Below are 20,108 nucleotides of genomic sequence, written 5' to 3'. Positions count from 1 at the left end.
TGATCAAGGCCATGGGGGAGGCGACCAAGCTGGTGTGCCTTCCCTACGCCGGCGCGGGTGCCTCGTTCTACCGTCCCTGGGCCGACCTGGCCGGGGACGCGCTGGAGATCGTGCCGCTCCAACTGCCCGGCCGTGAACGGCTGATCGACGAGGAGCCCCACCGGGACGTGCACAAGGCCGTCGACGGACTCCTTCTCCAGCTGCGGGAACGGCTCGGCGCCGGCGACCACAAGGTGGCCCTCTTCGGGCACAGCCTCGGCGCCGTACTCGCCTACGAACTCGCACACCGCCTGGTGGCCGAGCCCGGCATCGAGCTCGTCCGCGTGTTCGTCAGCGGCTCGCCGCACCCCGGCCAGGGCCGTGCACAGCGGGCCACCGGCCTGTCCGACGACGACTTCCTCGCCCGCGTCGGCGAGTTCGCGGGCTACAGCCATCCCGCCCTCGACGACCCGGAGATGCGCGAGATGCTCCTGCCCACCCTGCGCGCGGACGTCGAGATGCACGAGACCTACGTACCGAGCACCCCCCTTCCGCTGGACGCGCCCCTCACGGTGGTCCGGGGCGAGGACGACGCATTGGTCGGCCACGAGGACGCCGCGTCCTGGAACAAGGCGACCGGCCGCGACTTCGAGCACGTGGAGGTCCCCGGCGGCCACATGTACCTGACCGAGTCCGCACCCGACCTGGTCCGCCTGATCGTCTCGAAGTTGCCCTAGCCGTCCCCTTCGCCCCCCTTGCCCCTTCACGACCTCCAGGGAGTACCCGATGCGCCTGCACGGCAAGTCGGTCCTCGTCACCGGCGCGGCCCGCGGACTCGGCAGAGCAGCCGCGGTCGCCTGTGCGACCGAGGGCGCCGACCTCACCCTGCTGGACATCTGCGCCGACCTGCCTGGAGTGCCCTACCCATTGGGCACCCCAGGGCAGTTGGAGCACACCGCCGCACTGTGCCGGGACGCGGGCGCGGCCGTCCTCACCGCAGTGGCCGACATCCGCGACACCCATGGCATACGGGAGGCGGTGACCCTCTCCGAGGACCGGTTCGGCCGGATCGACGTCGCCGTCAACAACGCGGGCATCGCCGCCCCCTCGGGCAGACCGGTGCACGAGATCGAGGAGGACGAGTGGTCCCTGATGATCGACGTGGACCTCTCCGGGGCCTGGCGGGTGATCCGTGAGGTCGGCGGGGCGATGAGCGCCCGGCGCGCCGGCAGCATCGTGAACGTCGCCTCCACCGCCGGGCTCGTCGGCTACCGCCATTTCGCCGGTTATGTCGCAGCCAAGCACGCCGTCGTCGGCCTCACCAAAGCCGCCGCGCTCGACTTTGCGCCGACGAAGGTGCGCGTGAACGCGGTCTGCCCGGGGTCCGTGCGTGACGACGCCTGGGCCGAGGGCAGGATGCTCGCCGAGATCGCCAGGGCGTTGGAGGTGCCCGTCCACGAGCACGAGAAGACGTTCGTCGAGGCACAGCCCATGAACGCGCTGATCGAACCCGAGGACGTCGCCGCCGCGATCGTCTTCCTGGCCTCGGACGAGTCCCGGCAGATCACCGGATCGGTCCTGACCGTCGACGGCGGGTTCAGCGTCCGCTGAGACCCCTGCCCAGGCCGACGGAAACAACAAGAACAACACGGAAACAACAAGAACAACAAGGAGTACGGCCCGTGTCCGCGTTGCTGCCCGATCCCCACCCCCACGCGACCCACTGCCATGCGCTGCGCGTGCGGTCGGGCCACTCCTCGGACCCCGCCCGCCGGCCGGGGCTGTGGATCGAGGACCTCTCCGTCCCGGCGACGGACCCCCTTGCCGAGCGCCGACGCGCCACCGAACTCGCCCGCCCCGGCCGCGATCCGCGCAGCGTCCTCCTGCGCTACGCCGACGGCCTGTCCGACCTGGTCGTCGTCGCCCCGCGCGGGCGCTGGGACCGTACGGCCCTCAACCGGCTGGCAGCCGGGGAGCCCGTGGCACCGAACGACGCATGCCCGGCTCCCGAGGCCGCCCCGGCCGCGCCCGCTCCCGCCTGGGGGCTGGGCGGCGACGGCCCAGGTACGTCCCATGTCGTCGCCCTGGACCAAGGCGGCGACGAGGCGAGCTGGCTCACGGCACTCGCCGTCACCCTGCGTCGCTACGACCCCGACACGCCACCGGTCGTCGGCACCGACCACGGCAGCTTCACCGTCGAACCGGCCGCCACGCTCGGCGAGTCGAAGCCCTCCTCCGCGACCGGGCCCGCACTCACGGGACTGCTCTTCTCCGACAACACCGCCCTTCCCGGTGCGGGCGAGACCGAGTACGTACCCTGCCTCGCGCCCCCGTTCCCGCTCACCGTCTCGATCCTGCGGGACTCGGGCGGGCTGCGGCTGCGCTGCGACCACCTGAGCAGTCACTTCTCCGCGGACATCGCGGCCCAGTTCGTACGGCACCTCGTGCACGTACACCAGCAGGTTCTGCACCGCCCGCAGACTCCGTCGGACGACGTCGAGCTTCTCGACGAGGCGGAGCGCGCCCGCACGGCGGCGCTCGGCCGCCCGCCCCGTTCCCTGACCACCAGGCCGGTGAGCCTCCCCGCGGCGCTCGCCCAGGTGGTGGCGGCGGCGCCGGAACGCATCGCCGTCACCGACGGGGACACCGGTCTGACCTACCGCGAACTCGACGAGCGGGCCACCCGGTTGGCGTACGGCCTGCGCGCACGCGGAGTCTGCGCCGGCGATCGGGTGGGGGTGTGTCTGCAGCGCTCCGCCGAACTCGTCGTCACGCTGCTCGCCGTGCTGATGGCCGGCGCGACGTACGTGCCCATCGACCCCGCCTACCCGGCGGAACGGCTCGCCCACACGGCACGGGACGCCGGTCTCGGCCTGGTGATTACCCGGCTCCCGGAGTTCCCGGCCGTGGCGGACTGCCTGGAGGTGACTCCGGACGAACTGGCGAAGGAGCCGGCAGGCGGATGGCCGGCGCCGAAGGAGAACACGAGCCCTCCGCCCCCCTCGTCCGATGACGCCGCCTACGTCATCTACACCTCGGGCTCCACCGGTCGGCCCAAGGGCGTCGTCGTACCGCACCGCAACGTGATCGCCCTGATCGACGCGACCCGCGACGAGTACGGGCTCTCAGCAGCGGACGTCTGGACCTGGTTCCACTCCAGTGCCTTCGACTTCTCCGTGTGGGAGATCTGGGGCTGCCTGCTGACCGGAGGGCGGCTGGTGGTGGTGCCGTACTTCGTCTCCCGTGAACCGGACCACTTCCGTGACCTGCTCGTCGCCGAGAAGGTCACCGTACTCAGCCAGACCCCGTCGGCCTTCGCCCAGCTCCTCGACGTCGACCACACCGACGTGTCCGTCCGGCTCGTCGTCTTCGGCGGTGAGCCGCTGGACACGCGGATGCTGCTGCCCTGGTTCGACCGGCACCCCGAGCGGTCCTGCCGGGTGGTGAACATGTTCGGCATCACGGAGACCACCGTCCATGTCACCGAGCAGACCCTCACCCGGAAACTGGCGCTCGCCGCCACCCGCTCCGTCGGGCGCGCCCTGCCCGGCTGGCACCTGTACGTGGTGGACCCGGCCGGACGGCTGCTGCCGCCGGGGGTGGCGGGCGAGATATGCGTCGGTGGTGCCGGCGTGGCGCTCGGCTATCTGGGTCAGGAGGAGCTGACCGGCCGGCGGTTCGTACCGGACCCGTACAGCGGCGGCACGATGTACCGCAGCGGCGACCTCGGACGACTGCGCCCCGACGGGCGGCTCGAACACCTCGGACGGATCGACAGCCAGGTGAAGATCCGCGGCTTCCGGATCGAGCTCGACGAGATCCGCTCCGTACTGCTGGAGGACCCCGACGTGCGCACCGCGGCCGTCCTGGTCCACCGCGATGATCCGGCTGGCGCCGCCACGGCCAGGATCGACGCCTATGTGACCCTTGCGCCCGGGGTCGACCCCGCAGGGGTCCGCGAGCGGGCCGCCGGCATCCTGCCCGAGTACATGCTCCCCGCCACCGTCACCGCGCTGGACACGCTCCCGCTGACGGCCAACGGCAAGCTCGACGCGGCGAGGCTCCCCGCTCCGGCCGTGCTGCGCCCGCCGAAGCGGGACACGGCTCCGGTCGTTCCCGCCCACGACGACCTCACCGCAAGCCTGACGGAGATCTGGAGCGACGTGCTGGGCGTGCCCGTGGGCCCGGACGACGACTTCTTCGAACTCGGCGGCAACTCCCTGTTCGCCGTCCGCATCGGTGCCGCCCTGCGCGCCCGCGGTCTGCCGTCCCCGCGGCTGCGGGAGCTGTACCGCCACCCGACCGTACGGGGAACGGTGGTGAGTCTCAGGGCCGTGGACGAGGACGTGCGGAAGTGATGGGCCGCAGGGTCAGTGAGCAGGGTCCACCCATGTGAGCCCGTCCTCCGAAGCCACCAGCCCGCCGGGCCGCACCGGCGTCTCCTCCTCCAACGGGCCGCCGAACACGCCGCGTTCCTGCAGGACCGCACCCTCCTGGAACACCTGACGGATGGAGGCGGACTCGAAGAGCGGGTTGCGCAGGCCGTCGGAGTCCGGCAGCCGGCCCACCGCGGTGCCGAGCTCCGAGGAGGCCGCCGTCAGCCGGGCGCCCGCCTCCCCGAGCCCGCCGAAGGTCGCGTCGCCGGAGGCGAGACCGCCCACCAGTTCCACGAACGCCTCCAGTTCCGTCGCGCCCACGTTGGTGACCTTGCGGGCCTTCCAGAAGTACGAACGCTCGTCCTGATGCATGTCGTAGAAGGAGACCAGGAACTCGTAGAACAGGCTGTACTCGTGCCGGTAGCGGGCCTCGAACTCGTCGAACAGGCGACTCTCGTCCAGCGTCCCGGCCAGGCTGCTGTTGATGGAGCGGGCCGCGAGCAGGGCGCCGTACGTGGCGAGGTGCACGCCCGAGGAGAGAACCGGGTCGACGAAGCACGCCGCGTCGCCGGCCAGGACCATGCCGGGCCGCCACAGCCGGGACTTCCAGTACGACCAGTCCTTGCGTACGCGGACCTGGTCGTAGGGCATCTCGGTGGCCTGTGGAACCCCCTGGAGGAGGTCGCGGACCTCGGGGCACGAGTCGATCAGGCGGCGCCAGGCCGCCACCGGGTCCCGCTGTATCGCAGCGGCGCTCTCCCGGCTCACCACCGCCCCCACACTGGTGAGGTCGTCGCGGAGCGGGATGTACCAGATCCAGCCCTCGTCGAAGGCGGCGCAGAAGATGTTGCCGTCGTTGGGCCTGGGCAGCCGCCTGCCCCCGGCGAAGTAGCCGAACACCGCGATGTTGCGGAAGAAGTCGGAGTACGTCCGGCTGCCGCCGACCTCGGTGTGGATGCGGCTGCCGTTCCCGGAGGCGTCCACGACATGGCGGGCCCGGGCCTCGCGGAACTCGCCGCCGGGTCCGCTCCAGCTGACTCCCCGCACCCGCTCCTCGTCGGCGAGCACGCCCTTGACGCGGCAGTTCTCCCGCACGTCGACGCCGACCCGGCGGGCGTTGTCCAGCAGGATCGCGTCGAACCGGGACCGCTCGACCTGGTAGGCGAACGAGGTCGGGTCGGCCAGCCGGGGAGAGAGGGCGAAGGAGAACTGCCACGGATCCCGGTTGCGGCCCCACCGGAACGTCCCGCCGCGCTTCAGCTTGAAGCCCGCCCGCGCGACCTCGTCCTCGACGCCCAGGATGCGGCACACCCCGTGCACGGTGGAGGGCAGCAGCGACTCGCCGATCTGGTAGCGGGGAAACGTCTGCTGTTCCAGGAGCAGGACGCGGTGGCCGCGCAGCGCGACGGCGGTGGCGGCGGTGGACCCGGCCGGGCCACCGCCCACGACGATGACGTCGAACTCCTCAACTGCCGAGTGCTCACTGGCGGGTTGTGCAACGGTCACGATGCTTCTCCTAGGGAGTCGATCCACGCGCGGACGGCCGCCACGGTGGTCCGGGCGTGCTCCTGCATGAACGAGAAGTGGTCGCCCGGGACGTCGACCCGGGTGTGCGGCAGCGGCCAGGACGTCCGCCACTCGTCCGGGCCCGCGCTCGCCGCCATCTCGGCGGTGGGCCGGTTCGCCCTCACGAGCAGGGTCGGGCTGTCGACCGGTTCGGGGTTCCAGCCCAGGAACATGCGGGTGTACGCCCCCAGCGCCGCAACCCCGGCGTCCTCGTCCGCGGCGAACTCGGTGCCGCCCAGCCGCGGCGCGATGACCGCGGGCAGCGACAGCAGCCAGTCCTTGTCGCTGTTGCCGTCGTTGACGAGGTACGTGTCCAGCAGCACCTGCCCCACCGGGGCGGCCCCCAGCGCTTCGAGCCGCCGGGTCACGGCGTGTGCCACGGCGCCCCCGGTGCTGACGCCGACGACCACGAAGGGCCGGCCGCCCACGTGCCGCAGCACCGACTCGGCATGGGTGAGGGCCAGGGTCTCCCGGTCGGCCGGCACCGCGCTGCCCGCACCGATACCCGGGTGCGGGAATTCGAGAACGTCCAACTCCCCCTGAAAGCAACCGTGGAAGCGAGCGAACTCCCCGCCCGGCGCGCCGAACGTCGGGTGGGTACCGGTGAAGAACACGAGCACCGGCCCGCCGTCCCCGGCACCGGTGGCGCGCCGCACCGGCGGGATCGCGTGCCGACGACTTTCACCCGCGTCGAACGTGGGAACCGCCCAGGACGCCGTGACCAGCATCTGCATCGCGGCGACCACCTGACCGGCCTCGCAGACCCGCCGGTAGAGCGAGGACAGGCTCTGCGCGGGCCGCGGGCCCGCTGTCCCCTTGGCGTCGGGTGCCGCCGACGGCAGGTCGTCCTCCAGCAGACCGAGGATGTGACGGGCCAGCCCCTGAGCCGTCGGATGCTCGAACACCACGGCGGCCGAAAGCCGCAGCCGCAGCGCCATGCTCAGCCGGTTGCGGACCTGCACCGCCATCAGCGAGTCGAAGCCCAGCTCCGCGAAGGACCTGCCGGCCGGGAGCGCGTCGGCGTCCGGGTATCCGAGCACCGCCGCGACGTCGGCGCTCATCAACTCCGCAAGCCTGCCCTCTCGTTGATCGGCGGGAAGCTCGGCCAGGACCTCGCGCCATGCTCCCGGCTCCCACGGCTGCTCCGGGCCCGACCGGGCCTTCTCGACAGCGGGCGTACCAGGGCGCACCAGTCCGCGCAGGAGCGGCGGCAGCGGTCCTTGGGCGGAACGGAGGCCAGCCCGGTCCAGCAGAACGGGCGCCAGCACGGACCCGCCGTCGCGGAGCGCCGCGTCGAACAGGGCCAGCCCCTGCGCCGTGGACAGCGGCCGGACTACGTCACCTTTCCGCTGCTGTGCCCCTGCCATACCCCCTGAGGCCTCCCACGGCCCCCACGCCAGGGACACGGCCGGCAGCCCGAGGCGGGTGCGATGGCAGGCCAGGGCGTCCAGGAAGGAGTTCGCCGCCGCGTAGTTGCCCTGGCCCGCGCGACCCAACAGACCGGACGCCGAGGAGAACAGGACGAACGCCGACAGGTCCAGGTCGCGCGTCAGCTCGTGCAGATGCCAGGCCGCGTCCGCTTTAGGCCGCAGCACCGCCGCCATCCGCTCCGGGGTCAGCGCTGTCAGGACCCCGTCGTCCAGCACCCCGGCGGCATGCACCACGGCGGTCAGCGCGGGCACACAGCTGTCGATCACCGCGGCGAGCGCGGCACGGTCGGCCGCGTCGCAGGCCACGATCCGCACCTCGGCACCCAACTCCTCCAGCGCGGCGCGCAGTTCCCCGGCGCCCGGCGCCTGCGCACCCCGGCGCCCGGTGAGCAGCAGGTGTCGTACGCCGTACGAGGTGACGAGATGGCGGGCGAGCTCCGCACCCAGAGCGCCGGTACCGCCGGTGATCAGTACCGTGCCGGTCCAGAGAGGGGTGTCTGCAGATGCGGTGCCGGTGGCACGGACCAGTCGCGGAACGCTCAACTGCCCGGATCGGATGGACAATTGAGGGTGACCTGTGGCCACGGCCGCCGGCAGGAGCCGTAGCGACTCGGGCCGTCCGTCCACGTCTACGAGCGTGACACGCCCGGGTACCTCGGACTGGGCCGTGCGCACCAGCCCCCACACCGCGGCACCGGCCAGGTCCGGGTCCGGTGCGGTTGCGTTCCGCGTCAGCACGACCAGGCGCGAGCCCGCCGTGCGCGGGTCGTCCTGCCAGTCCTGCAGCGTGCGCAGTACCCGGGCCGTCCGCGCGTGTACGGCGGGCACCGGGTCGGGATCAGTTGCCGGGCCGACCGCCGTGACGACGACAGTGTCCGGTTCGTGTACGGCGGTGTCCACGACATCCGGGAGCAGCGCACACAGGTCCAACTCGTCCGGACCCAGAACCGCCCAGCGTGCTGTGATGTCCCGTTCGCCGTCGGACGGTTCCACGGGGGACCAGTCGGGGCGCCACAAGGCCTGCCGCACCACGTCGAGTTCGGCCGTCGGGACGGGGAGTTCCCGGGTGACGAGGGAGTCCACGCGTGCCACCGGGCGACCCGCCCGGTCGGCGAGCGTCACCGAGAGGGCGTCCGCTCCGGTCGGGGCGACCCGTACGCGTACCTCCGACGCCCCCACCGCGTACAGCCGCACGCCGGTCCACGCGAACGGCACCCGCAGAGCCTCCGCCCCGGCCGCGGAGCCCGTCAGCAGCGGTGCGTGCAGTGCCGCGTCCAGCAGTGCCGGATGGATGCCGAAGCGGTCGGCGTCGGTCAACTCTCCTTCGGGCAGCCGCACTTCCGCGAACAGAACGTCCCCGCGCCGCCACGCCGACCGTACGCCCCGAAAGGCCGGCCCGTAGGCGAGGCCGCTCTCAGCGAGACCGTCGTAGGCGTCCGTGAGATCGACCTCGACGGCACCGTCCGGGGGCCATGCCGTGAGTTCCGGGTCCGGCGGCGGAGTCTTTGCGGGGTCCGGGCCGAGCAGGCCGGTGGCGTGCCGGGTCCAGGCGGGCTCCGCGTCCACGTCGGGGCGGGCGTAGACGTCGAACGGCCGTCGGCCGGACTCGTCCGGCTTGCCCACGACGAGTTGGACGCGCCCCCCGGTGTCCGGCGCGAGGGTGAGCGGGGCCACGACGACGAGTTCGTCGAGGGTGCCGCACCCGGTCTCATGGCCCGCCTGTACGGCCAGTTCCACGAACGCCGTCGCGGGGACGAGGACCGCCCCGGCGATCACGTGGTCGGTGAGCCATGGGTGCGTGGTGGGCGAGAGTCGTCCGGAGAACACCGTGCGGTCGGTGTCCGGCACGGTGAACGCCGGGCCCAGCAATGGGTGTTCGTGGGCGGCCGCCACAGGGGCCGGGATCTGCGGCGCGTCCAGCCAGTAGCGGCGGCGCTGGAAGGCGTACGTCGGCAGGTCCACCCGCCGGGCCCGGCTTTCCGTGAACACCGCGGGCCAGTCGACCCGCGCCCCGCGCACATGGAGACGGGCCACGGCGGTCAGGAGGGTCTGCGGCTCGTGTTCGCCGCCGCGGGTGGCGGTGATGCACAACGGCCCGTCGCCGTCCGGGCCGGTCAGACATTCCTCGGCCGCCGCCGTGAGCGCGGGGCCGGGGCCGATCTCCAGGAACGCCGAGACGCCGTTGTCCCCGAGCCAGTGCAGGGCGTCGGCGAACCGCACCGGCCGGCGGACGTGCCGCACCCAGTACTCCGGGGAACACAGCTCCGCGGCCTCCGCCGGGCGGCCTGTCACCGCCGAGACCACGGGTATCCGTGGCGGCCGGAAGGCCAGCCCCTCGGCAACCTGGCGGAAGTCGTCGAGCATCGGCTCCACCAGCGGTGAGTGGAAGGCGTGGGCGACCCGCAGGCGTACGGTCCTGCGGCCGCGCGCCTCGAACCCGGCCGCGACGGCGAGCACCGTCTCCCGTACGCCGGAGATCACCACCGAGCGCGGCCCGTTGAGGGAGGCGATCGCCACCCGGTCGCCCGCGTTCTCGAGCGCCGAGAGGACTTCCTCCTCGGTCGCGTGCAGGGCCATCATCGCCCCGTCGGCGGGCAGGGCCTGCATCAACCGGCCGCGTGCCGCGACCAGTTGCGCCGCGTCGGGCAGCTCCAGCACTCCGGCGACATGGGCCGCCGCCAGTTCTCCCACGGAGTGGCCGGTCAGGAAGTCGGCCCGCACGCCCCAGGACTCCAGCAACCGGAACAGCGCCACCTCGAAGGCGAACAGACCGGCCTGCGTGAAGTCCGTACGGTCGAGCAGCGCGGCCTCGGGCGAACCCCGCTCCGCGGACAGCACCTGGCCCAGCGGCAGTTCGAGACGGGCGTCGAGCTCCCGGCAGACATCGTCGAAAGCGGTGGCGAAGACGGGGAACACGGTGCGCAACTCCGCGCCCATCCGCACGCGTTGGGCTCCCTGCCCGGTGAACAGGAAGGCCGTGCGCAGGCCCGGGCTGGCGACAGCACGCATCGAGCCGATGCCGTCACCGCCCTCGGCGAGTGCCTCCAGGGCTGTCAGCATGCGCGCTCGGTCGTCGGCCGGCACCAGCGCCCGGTGGGCGAGCGCCGACCTGGACACGGCCAGGGAGAAGCCGATGTCGGCTGCGGAGAGGTCGGGGCGGGCCTCCAGGCGGTCGGCGAGTCGGCGGGCCTGGGCCCCCAGGGCCGTCTCGTCGGCACCGGAGAGCAGCCAGGGCGCTGCCGCTGAGAGGTCCGCGGGAGGTGCGGTGATGTGCCCTCTTTCGTCTGCGGCGTCATCGTGGCTGGTAGCGCCCCGCGGCGGAGCCGCATATCGATACAGCCCCGCGCCCCTTTGGGGCACTGTCGTTGCCCCCGGCTCCTCAAGGATCACGTGCGCGTTGGTGCCGCCGATGCCGAAGGCCGACACACCGGCCCGGCGCGGCCCGGCGTCCGTCGTCGGCCACGGGCGGGCCTCGGTCAGCAGCTGCACCCGGCCTGCGGACCAGTCGACGTGTGGTGTGGGGGTCTGCGCGTACAGGGTCCGGGGGAGTTCCTCGTGGTGCAGGGCCTGAACCATCTTGATGACTCCGGCGACGCCGGCGGCCGCCTGGGTGTGTCCGAGGTTCGACTTGACCGAGCCGAGCCACAGCGGCGGCCGGCCCTCGGGCCGCCCCTGGCCGTAGGTGGCCAGCAGGGCCCGCGCCTCCAGGGGGTCGCCGAGCGTGGTGCCCGTGCCGTGCGCCTCCACCGCGTCCACGTCCTGCGGGCGAAGTCCCGCGTCGGCCAACGCCCGTATGATCAGCCGTTGTTGAGCCTGGCCGTTGGGGGCCGTCAGCCCGTTGGACGCGCCGTCGGAGTTGACCGCGGAGCCGCGCAGCACGGCCAGCACCGGGTGGCCGTGGCGGCGGGCGTCGGACAGCCGCTCCAGCAGCACCAGGCCCGCGCCCTCGGCCCACGCGGTGCCGTCCGCCGCGGCCGAGAACGACTTGCAGCGGCCGTCGGGCGCGAGACCGCGCTGACGGCTGAACGCCGTGAACGGCTTGGGCGTCGCCATCACCGTGACCCCGCCCGCCAGCGCAAGGGAACACTCCCCGGAGCGCAGTGCCTTCGCCGCCCAGTGCAGCGCCACCAGCGAGGAGGAGCAGGCGGTGTCGACGGTGATGGAGGGCCCGCGCAGGCCGTAGACGTACGAGATGCGGCCCGAGGCCACGCTGCCTGACGAGCCCAGGCCCAGATGGGCCTCCAGTTCGTGGGTGGTGAAGCGGGCGGAGTAGTCGCCGTGCATCACGCCCACGAACACGCCGGTGTCGCTCTCGCGGATCGTGGCCGGGTCGATGCCCGCCCGCTCCCAGACCTCCCACGAGGTCTCCAGCAGCAGCCGCTGCTGCGGATCCATCGCCAGTGCCTCGCGCGGCGAGATCCCGAAGAGACCCGCGTCGAACTCCGCGGCCCGGTGCAGGAATCCGCCCCTCCGCGTGTACGAGGTGCCGATCCGGTCCGGGTCGGGATCGTAGAGGGCGGCCAGGTCCCAGCCCCGGTCGGTGGGGAAGTCCGAGGTGGCGTCCCTGCCCTCCGACACCAGCCGCCACAGGTCCTCGGGGGAGTCGACGTCGCCGGGCAGGCGGCAGCCCATGGCGACGATCACCACCGGATCGTCTGTGCCCGCCTCTGCGGCGGAGGGCGGGACGGACGCGGTGCCGGGGGTGAAGAGGGTGTGGTGCAGGTGCCGGGCCAGCGCGGCCGGTGTGGGGTGGTCGAAGACCAGCGTCGAGGGCAGCCGCAGCCCCGTCGCCTCGCCGAGTCGGTCGCCGAGCGTGACGGCGCCGACGGAGGTCAGGCCGAGGTCGGTGAACGGGCCGTCGGCGTCGAGCCGTTCGTACGGTCCGCTGTCGCAGACCGCGGCCGTCTCAGCGAGCACCGCCTCGCGCAGCGCCCGCTCCCGCCCTTCCGGCGGCAGGGACAGCAGCCGCTGCCGCAGGGCTCCCGCGGCGGCCGTGGGGGAGGACGGGGTCGGCCGGACCGCTCCCGTCACGACGGCGTGGCGGGCGATCTTGCCGGACGCCGTGCGCGGTACGGCCGCGATCTCGCGGATCTCGACGGGCAGTTTGTACGCGGCCAGCCGAGTACGGCACGCGTCCAGGACCTGCCGTGGGTCGAACCCTTCCGGTCCCGGGACGACGTAGGCCACCGGGACCTCGCCGAGGACGTCGTGCGGGGCGCCCACCACGACCGAGTCCCGCACGCCGGGGCAGCGCAGCAGGGCCTGTTCGATCTCCGTGGGGTGGATGTTCTCCCCGCCGCGGATGATCAGCTCGCTGACCCGGCCGGTGAGGGTGAGATGGCCGTGTGCGCCGCGTCGGCCGAGGTCCCCGGTGCGGTACCAGCCGTCCCGCAGCGCGGCCTCGGTCTCCTCGGGCCGGTTGTGGTAGCCGGTCATCAGGCTCGGGCCGCGCACCCAGATCTCGCCCTCGCCGCCGTCCGCGACATCGTTGCCGGAGCCGGGATCGACGACGCGCACCTCCATGCCCGGCACCGGCGGGCCGCAGGAACCGTCGACCCGCGGCCCGTCCGGACGGTTCACCGCGATCATGCCGCAGGTCTCGGTGCTGCCGTATGCGTCGAGCAGCGGAGCCCCCAGCAGGTCCTCCACCTGCCGGCGCAGGGCGGCTGCGCTCGGGGCGCCCGCCACGATGCAGGTCCGCAGTCCTGGCAGGGTCGGGGACGGCTCCTCCTGGGCGGACGCCAGCAGTTGGTGGTAGGTGGCGGGAACCCCGGCCAGGACGGTGTAGGGACCGCCCAGGTCTTCGCGCGGTGTCCGCAGCTCCTGCAACAGGCCGTCGGGCGGGAGGAGCTCGGCGGTGATCCTGGCGCTCGCGCCGACCGCGGTGACCCCCAGGACGGCAAGAGAGTGCCCGAAGCTGTGGAACAGCGGCAGCGGCCACAGCAGGCGGTCCGCGGAGGAGAGCCCGAAGAGCGGGGCGTAACAGGCTGCCGCCGACCACAGGGCGGCGCGCTGCGTGGACAGCACGCCCTTGGGCCGGTGGGTGGTGCCGGAGGTGTAGAGCATCCAAGCGGGCTCATCGAGGCCGAGATCGTCCCGGGGCGGCCCGGTGGGCGAGGGATCGGCGGCTATGGCGTCGAAGAGGACGGCGCCGTCCGGGGCGTCCTCGGGGAGCGGGCCAGGGCCGGCCAGCAGGATGCGCGGACGGTCCTGTCCGGGACCCAGGCGGTGCAGCCGGGCCAGGTGCGCGGGGTCGGTGACGAGGACCGAGGCGCCGCTGTCCTCGAGGAAATGGGCGAGTTCGGCATCGGAGGACCGGGGATTGAGCGGTACGCCGACCGCTCCCGCCCTGACGACGGCCAGCACACTCTCCACCGTCTCGACACAGTTGCCCAGGCAGATCGCGACCCGCTCGCCCCGCCGCAGGCCGGTCCGGGCGAGGTACGCGGCAAGTCGACCGGTGCGCCGCTCCAACTCCTCGTAGGTGACGGCGCGCACGTCGTCGGCGAACGCCACACGTGACGGTGCCTCCCACGCGTGCGCCTTCAGCAGCTCCGGCAGCGGCCGGATCAGCCCGTCGTGCGTCATGTTCCTGCCCCTCCGGCGCGTGCTCGGCACGGCAGCCGTCAATCCCCTTGCAGGTCAATGACGTTGAGCCTACGGGGACGAGGGCCCGGTGATCGAACATTCCGGCGGGGTGGCGCAAAGGAGGAGCCCCTCCCTTACCGGCGGGGCTCCCCTCTCATCGGGGGCCGAAGTCCGAGGGATCCCAGTCATTGCTGCTCGGCGCCTGCGGGGCCTGGTCCTGCATCTGCTCCGCGGCCACACGGGCTTCCGCCACGACGTCACCGCGCTCACGCAGCAGGCTTTCGTACACCGGCAGGTGATCGTTTCCGGTCGGGTTGGGTATCACAGTCTGGTCCTTCTCCGTCATGAGCTGGTCGGTCACGGATCCCGTGACCGACCAGCCAATAAATCAGGACAGGCAGACCGAATTGAGGAGAAGGCGAACGCCTTCGGTGTCCATGGTGAAAATGTCCTGTGCGCTCAGGACTACGCGGCCGCTACGGCGGTGGCGGTCACCGTGTTGTCGCACTCCGCGAAGACGCCGTCGTCCAGGGCGACCTGGTGTGCCCCGGAGCCCGGCAGGCCGACCACCAGCGTCGGGTAGGCGACCGGCTTGGCGCCGGACTTGCAGTAGCCGTCTCCCTCGCCCTGGACCTGGACGAAGGTCAGCTTCACCGAGGCCTTGGCGCCCGGGGCCAGCTTGACCGGCGCGGCGGAGCCGGAGGGCGTCACCTTCAGCGGGGCGTTGTGGTCCGGGGAACCGTTGCCCGCGCCGGCCACCGTGGGGTGGCCCTGCAGGGTGCACGGCTTGGCGGAGACGTTGGTGAACTCGATCACCGCCGCTCCGGTTCCGGTGCCCGCCGGGCGGTCGGCGGCCTCGTGCGCCGTCACCTTCAGGGCGGTCGCCGCGCATGCCTTCACGGCCGTACCCGTGGAACCGGAGCCGGATATGGGGGATGCCGTCGCGGTCGGGGCCTTCGAGGTGGGGGCGTGGGAGGGGTCCGGGGTCGTCGTGCCCGGTGTGGTGGAAGCGGACGGCGCGCTGCTCGGCGCCTTCGACGCCGTTTCGGCCGCCGCTTTGGAGCCGTCGGCCTGACACGCGGTCACCGACAGGGCGGCCGAGAGTGCGGCGATCGCCAGCGCGGCCTTGCGGATGCCGTTCACGTACTGCATGGAGTCCCCCGAGTTCGGATGGTGCGGGGCCGGTCCTTCGCCGACGCCCGACCATGGAGACATGACTGCCTCGCCGGGGGTTTCTCCTGTGGGCCAGCTGTGACACGTGTGGATCTTCTGTGACAGTGCGGTGACGATCGCTCCGCGGGTTGTGCCGCGATGGTCGTCCATTGTCTGCCGGCCGGTTGTGGCTGGTCGCGCAGTTCCCCGCGCCCCTTTGGGGCGCGGTCGAACCGCAGCAGACTTCGCCGCACCGTCTCTTACGTGGGTCTCATGGGCCGTCAGGCAACCGCCGGCTCCTCCTCCGCGATGCCCACCGTCGCGTCCTTGTCGCCCTTCCCGCGCAGCGCGATCACGCTGAGGAGGCAGCAGGCCAGGGCCGAGAGGCCGCAGATCACGTAGCCGATGGCGTACCCGTTGCCGAGGGCTTCCAGAGCGAGGGGAACGGCGCCTCCCGGCGGGGAGGACGGCGGTACGGAGTTGGAGGCGAGCGGGCCGCCCTCTGCGGCCACCTGCCCTGCGGCCGCCTTGACCTCGGCGGACAGGTGGGAGGTGGCCAGCTTCGAGGTGAACTCGTTCGCCGCGTGGCTCAGCGCGATCGCGCCGATGACCGCCGGACCGAGTGTGAAGCCGAAGTCGCGCAACAGGCTCGTCGATGCGCTGGCCATACCCGCGTAGTGGACCTCCACCGTGTTGACGGCCGTCGCCGTGATCGAGGAGACCGTCAGCGCGAAGCCGATGCCGACCAGGCCGATGGGGAGGATGAGAGAGGTCAGGGCGCGGTCGTGGACTGAGAGGGTGGCGGCGATGAAGTCTCCCGTCGCCATCAGCCCGAGTCCGACGCCGAGCACCCAGCGCGGGCTGACCTTCTCCAGCAGCCGGGAGATCAGCGGCATGAGCAGCAGCGTCCAGGCGTTGAGCAGGATGAACGCGAACGAGCCGCGCAGTGGACTCTGGTGCTGGATCGGGCCGAGCCGGATGCTGGTCGCGTAGGCGGTGCCGAGGTAGCTGAACATGCCGACCACTGCGACGAAGGACGCCACCGCGAAGGCCCGGTTCTTGAACAGATCGAGGCGCAACAGCGGGGAGGCGGCTCGGCGTTCGGCCACGATGAACAGGCCGATGAACACCACGGCGACCACGTACGCGATCACCACCGGCGTCGCGGTCCAGCCGTCCGCCGGGCCCTGGATCACCGCGTAGAGCAGGGCGAACATGCCGATGCCGATGGTGATCTGTCCGGCCAGGTCGAGTGAACGGCCTTCCGGGGCACTGGAGTTGTGCGCCAGCAGCTGGCTGAGCACGGTGCTGATCAGGGCCAGGCCCGTGACGACGATGAATGCCCACCGCCAGGAGCCGTAGTTGCCGGTGATGCCGCCGAGGACGGGGGCGACGAAACCGCCGCTGGACAGGGCCGCCGCCCAGATCGTGATGGTGCGGGCGCGGTCCTTGGCCGAGTGGGTGCCCGCGGCGATCATCGCGAGCGACGTCGGGAACAGCGCCGCCGCGCCCAGACCGGCGATGGCCTGGCCCACCCAGAGCATGTGGATGCCGGTGCTGGCGGCGGCCAGCGCCTCGCCGGCCACCAGCAGGGCACCGCCGCCGACCAGCAGCCGCTTGCGGCCGAAGAGGTCACCGAGGACGCCGAAGGTCAGCTCCAGCACGGAGACGGGCAGCAGGAACGCATCCGAGATCCAGGTCAGCTGCGAACCGACGGGGTGCAGGTCCTCCTGGAAGAGCCCGTTCAGCGTGGCCGGCATGGCCAGGGCGATCTGTGCCAGACAGACCGCGAAACAGCCGGCGATCAGAGTGCCGACGGGCAGGCCGCCGGATGGTTGCGAGGCGGCGGTGGCGCCGGTTTGGGTGCGCGTTTCGGTGGACACGTGTGCTCCCCTTTGAGCGGCTGGGCGGCTTCGAGCGATGTGGGGACGCCGAGAACGCGACGAATGTAGGGCAGTTTTTCGACGGCGGTCAATAGATTGCCCAGTAACGATGGACATGGCTGTGCCCGGGGGTGCCACCGGATGTCCGGGCGGTACTACGGGACGGCCACCGCGATCACGTCCAGTGCGCTCGCGGCCTCCTGACGGGCCGGCTCCTCGCAGCGGCGCGCCAGCTCGTGGAACCGCTCCTCGGCGCGGGCCGCCGGCCAGTCCTCGGGGAGGTGCTCGGCGGGCAGATGGGGATCCTGGCGGACCTGGTCCAGCCAGTCGGTGTGCAGCAGCAGCTGCCGTACGAGTGCGTTCGCCGGCTCGTCGGCGTCCGTGCTCCAGCGGGCCAGGAAGGCCTCGTACCCCTTGGCGACGGACTCCACGTCGAACGCCGTGTGCAGGATCGTCCGGGCGTCGGTCGGGGCGACGGCCGTGGCTCCCTGGAAGACCCGCAGATACGGGTCGAGGTCCAGCCCGGCGACGATCCCGGGCACGTCCACCGTGCCCGGCGCCACCCACAGGCCGTTCTGCAGCGGGCCGAAACCGCTCCACAGCAGCCGGGAACGCAGATCGTGCCGCTCACGGCGCCACGCTTCCGGGAGGGAGAACCCGACCAGGGTCCAGGTGCCGTCCCAGGTGCGGTTGACCGCGCCGGTGTGCCAGACCCGGTCGTATCCGTCCTGCAGGACGCGAGTGGCGCGGGGCGTCGGGCCGAAGTACGTCTTACGGCCGCGCCGGTGCCGTTCCAGCAGACCGCGCTTGACCATGCGGGTCAGCGTCGACCGCACGGCGTCCTCGGTGATCCCGGCCTGCCCGAACACGTCGATCAGACTGCTCGCCGACAGAGCGACGTCCCGGCCCAGGGCGTGGATGCCGAAGAAGCTCAGCATCAGCGACTGCGGCCGGGGTGCACTGCCCGCCTGGTCCGGCGGATCGAAGCTGGTCACCGGGCAAGGGTAGATCCGGTCCTTCTCACCTCGACGGACAGGTCGTTGTCCACCGTGTAATAGGGGCGCACCACGGCGTCTGCGACGGTGACCGGCGGATAGACGAAGACCTCCTTGCGGTCCGCCACGTCGTCGAGAAGACGGGCGGCCCGGATGAGAGGTGCCTCCGGCGCAGGCTGTACGAAGACGTCCCAGACACCGCCGCCGGTGTCCGTCGCGGCGGCCAACTCCGCGTGGTCCACCGTGAAGGAGAAGGTCCGGCCGTCGCTTGCGACCTGTGGATCCAGCGGGTGTACGGCTCCGTCGCGCCCGCGCAGGCGCAGCCGTACGGCCGCTCCTGCCCCGAGGGATGCGCCGTGCAGGCGGGCGCCGACCGTGATCGACCGGTCCGTGACATCGATGCCGTCGACCTCGGCATGCGCGGGGCGCAGCCAGGCCCGTACCGCGAGATGGCCGTCCTTGGTGACATAGGGGATCCGCACGGCCAACGGCGACGGCCGGTCCCGTAGACGGCCGTCGACCAGGGCCCGCAGATCGCGCAGGCCGGGGCGCAGACGCTGCCGTTCGCCTCCCGGCCCGTGCAGCAGGTACACGTCCCAGCGGCCCTCCTCGAGCAGGGGTTGCATACTCAGGACGGCGCGACTGCGGCCGTCCTCGACGGGCTCAAGGTCCAGGACGTGTAGGGACTGCTCGGGCCGGCCCTTCGCCGGACGCAGCCGCAGCAGCAACTGCCGACCGTCCGCCGACGTCGTGGGCAGGTCGAAGGTGATCCGTCCGTCCGTGTCGACCGCGCAGCCCACGCGTGGTTCCGCACTCACCGCTGCCCCCTCCGTACCGCGCGCCGCACGGTGCCGGCCGCGGTCAGTGCGGCGTCGCGGGCCGCGAAGCCCTGGCCGGCCAGCACGTGGTGCACACGGGCGCGTCCTCGTGCCACCCGGCGGCCCGTCCTCCTCGCCGAGACCGCCTCGGTCAGCAGTTCCTCGGCCTGTTCGACCACCGGGCCGGGAGCGAACCGCCGCGCGTTCTCGATGGCCGCCCGGCCGGTACGGCGGCGCCGCTCGTCGTCCCGCACCAGCTCCAGCAGGGCGGCGCCCAGCGCGGCACTGTCACCGACGGGCACCAGCCGGCCGTCGACCCCGTCCTCGATGATCTCGCCGGGGCCGTGCGGGCAGTCGGTGCTCACCACGGGCAGGCCGCAGCGCATCGCCTCGACGATCGTCATGCCGAACGGCTCGAAGTCTGAGGAGGCCGCACCGATCGAACCCTTGACCCACTCCGCCTCCATCGGGGCCGCCGCACCCATCAGGAACACGTTGTTGCACAGGCCGAGTTCCGCGATGAGCCGGCGCAGCCGGTCGTGCTCCTCGCCCTTGCCGTAGATGCGCAATAGCCAGTCCGGGTGTGCGGCGGCGACCACGGTGAAGGCCTCGATCAGCAGGTCGTAGCGCTTCACCGGGACCAGCCGGCCGGCCGCGACGACCACCTTCGCGCTGCCGTCCGCGGCCGGCAGCGCGGGGTCCGGCACGCTGTTCGGCAGCGCCTGCACCCGTACGCCCGGCAGCCGCATCTTGCGCCGGTAGGCGCTGGCGTCCGCCTCGGTGACCGTGGTGACCACGTCGAGCCGGCGGTAGGCCCGACGCAGCGCGCAGCGCAATCGCGGCGAGTGGTTGTCGAGGGTGAGGTGTTCCTGCCCGATCCGCGCGACATGCCGGGGAGCCTCGAGCGCGAGGTGCACATTGAGCCCGGGCCGGGTGCCGATCACCACGTCGGCGTCGGTCGTGGCAAGGCACTCGCCTATGCGCCGGTCGGTCAGCTCGCTGTACTGCCCGTACCGGTACTCGGCGCGGGGGAAGACCCTCGCCGGTCTCAGATGTGACGCGTGCTCCCTCTCGTGCCTGAGATCCACCAGCGGGCGCAGCGTCACTCTCGGGTCCAGGGCGAGGTTCGGGTGCTCCCGGTGCCGCAGCACGGAGACGATCTCCACCTCGTGCCGCTCTGCCAGTGCCTGGGCCAGGTTGAACGTGGTGGTGATCGTGCCTCCGATCCCGTAGGCGTTGTGCAGCAGGAAAGAGATCCTCATGGTGGGCTGGACCCGTGCAACTCCCATACGGTTGCTGTCTGTTACCACTTCGTAGTGCC

Annotated in this window: 11 protein-coding genes; 3 read left to right on the top strand and 8 right to left on the bottom strand. The window is 72.2% G+C overall.

Translation table 11 applies throughout. From position 1 onward, the window contains the following. Positions 1 to 11: 11 nt before the first annotated feature. From EDD92_RS06370 to EDD92_RS06360, 3 genes are all read left to right on the top strand, one after another. The gene (locus EDD92_RS06370; protein WP_185124399.1) at positions 12 to 716 is read left to right on the top strand and encodes a thioesterase II family protein; all 705 of its coding nucleotides are present in this window, start codon (positions 12 to 14) and stop codon (positions 714 to 716) included. A 49-nt stretch (positions 717 to 765) separates the two neighbouring features. Then, positions 766 to 1,590, top strand: coding sequence for an SDR family oxidoreductase (locus tag EDD92_RS06365; protein WP_123963397.1), 825 nt, complete (start codon positions 766 to 768; stop codon positions 1,588 to 1,590). 71 nt (positions 1,591 to 1,661) lie between these two features. Further along, positions 1,662 to 4,337, top strand: a complete 2,676-nt coding sequence (locus EDD92_RS06360; protein WP_399182055.1) for an amino acid adenylation domain-containing protein — start codon at positions 1,662 to 1,664, stop codon at positions 4,335 to 4,337. A gap of 12 nt (positions 4,338 to 4,349) precedes the next feature. Here the strand turns inward: EDD92_RS06360 and EDD92_RS06355 are convergent, their stop codons facing one another. From EDD92_RS06355 to EDD92_RS06320, 8 genes are all read right to left on the bottom strand, one after another. Next, positions 4,350 to 5,861 carry a tryptophan 7-halogenase gene (locus tag EDD92_RS06355; protein WP_123963396.1) on the bottom strand — a complete coding sequence of 504 codons (1,512 nt, stop codon included), beginning with the start codon at positions 5,859 to 5,861 and terminating at the stop codon, positions 4,350 to 4,352. Continuing rightward, positions 5,858 to 13,939, bottom strand: coding sequence for a type I polyketide synthase (locus tag EDD92_RS06350; RefSeq protein ID WP_123963395.1), 8,082 nt, complete (start codon positions 13,937 to 13,939; stop codon positions 5,858 to 5,860). Before EDD92_RS06350 ends, EDD92_RS06355 begins: the two co-directional genes overlap by 4 nt. A gap of 154 nt (positions 13,940 to 14,093) precedes the next feature. Then, complete coding sequence (locus EDD92_RS06345; protein WP_260326358.1) at positions 14,094 to 14,300, bottom strand: hypothetical protein; 207 nt, start codon at positions 14,298 to 14,300, stop codon at positions 14,094 to 14,096. A 104-nt stretch (positions 14,301 to 14,404) separates the two neighbouring features. Then, on the bottom strand, positions 14,405 to 15,091 hold the full coding sequence (locus tag EDD92_RS06340) for a DUF4232 domain-containing protein (RefSeq protein ID WP_123963394.1): 687 nt from the start codon (positions 15,089 to 15,091) through the stop codon (positions 14,405 to 14,407). Between the two features lie 281 nt (positions 15,092 to 15,372). Continuing rightward, positions 15,373 to 16,974 (bottom strand): MFS transporter, encoded by a 1,602-nt coding sequence (locus EDD92_RS06335; RefSeq protein ID WP_260326357.1) that lies wholly within the window; start codon positions 16,972 to 16,974, stop codon positions 15,373 to 15,375. A 155-nt stretch (positions 16,975 to 17,129) separates the two neighbouring features. Continuing rightward, positions 17,130 to 17,969: a PaaX family transcriptional regulator C-terminal domain-containing protein gene (locus EDD92_RS06330; RefSeq protein ID WP_260326356.1), complete on the bottom strand. Its 840-nt coding sequence runs from the start codon at positions 17,967 to 17,969 to the stop codon at positions 17,130 to 17,132. Then, positions 17,966 to 18,787 carry a hypothetical protein gene (locus tag EDD92_RS06325; protein WP_123963392.1) on the bottom strand — a complete coding sequence of 274 codons (822 nt, stop codon included), beginning with the start codon at positions 18,785 to 18,787 and terminating at the stop codon, positions 17,966 to 17,968. The genes EDD92_RS06330 and EDD92_RS06325 overlap by 4 nt, the downstream gene beginning before the upstream one ends. Next, on the bottom strand, positions 18,784 to 20,049 hold the full coding sequence (locus EDD92_RS06320) for a glycosyltransferase family 4 protein (protein ID WP_123963391.1): 1,266 nt from the start codon (positions 20,047 to 20,049) through the stop codon (positions 18,784 to 18,786). The genes EDD92_RS06325 and EDD92_RS06320 overlap by 4 nt, the downstream gene beginning before the upstream one ends. Positions 20,050 to 20,108: the final 59 nt, after the last annotated feature.

The organism is Streptomyces sp. TLI_185 (genome assembly GCF_003814765.1).
GTDB lineage: Bacteria > Actinomycetota > Actinomycetes > Streptomycetales > Streptomycetaceae > Streptomyces.
This window is presented reverse-complemented; position numbering and strand designations above follow the sequence as displayed.

Excerpts from the sequence above, each read along its gene's own strand:
- EDD92_RS06370 (WP_185124399.1), top strand. The coding sequence starts at position 12 with ATGGGGGAGGCGACCAAGCTGGTGTGCCTTCCCTACGCCGGCGCGGGT.
- EDD92_RS06365 (WP_123963397.1), top strand. The coding sequence starts at position 766 with ATGCGCCTGCACGGCAAGTCGGTCCTCGTCACCGGCGCGGCCCGCGGA.
- EDD92_RS06350 (WP_123963395.1), bottom strand. The coding sequence starts at position 13,939 with ATGACGCACGACGGGCTGATCCGGCCGCTGCCGGAGCTGCTGAAGGCG.
- EDD92_RS06340 (WP_123963394.1), bottom strand. The coding sequence starts at position 15,091 with ATGCAGTACGTGAACGGCATCCGCAAGGCCGCGCTGGCGATCGCCGCA.
- EDD92_RS06320 (WP_123963391.1), bottom strand. The coding sequence starts at position 20,049 with ATGAGGATCTCTTTCCTGCTGCACAACGCCTACGGGATCGGAGGCACG.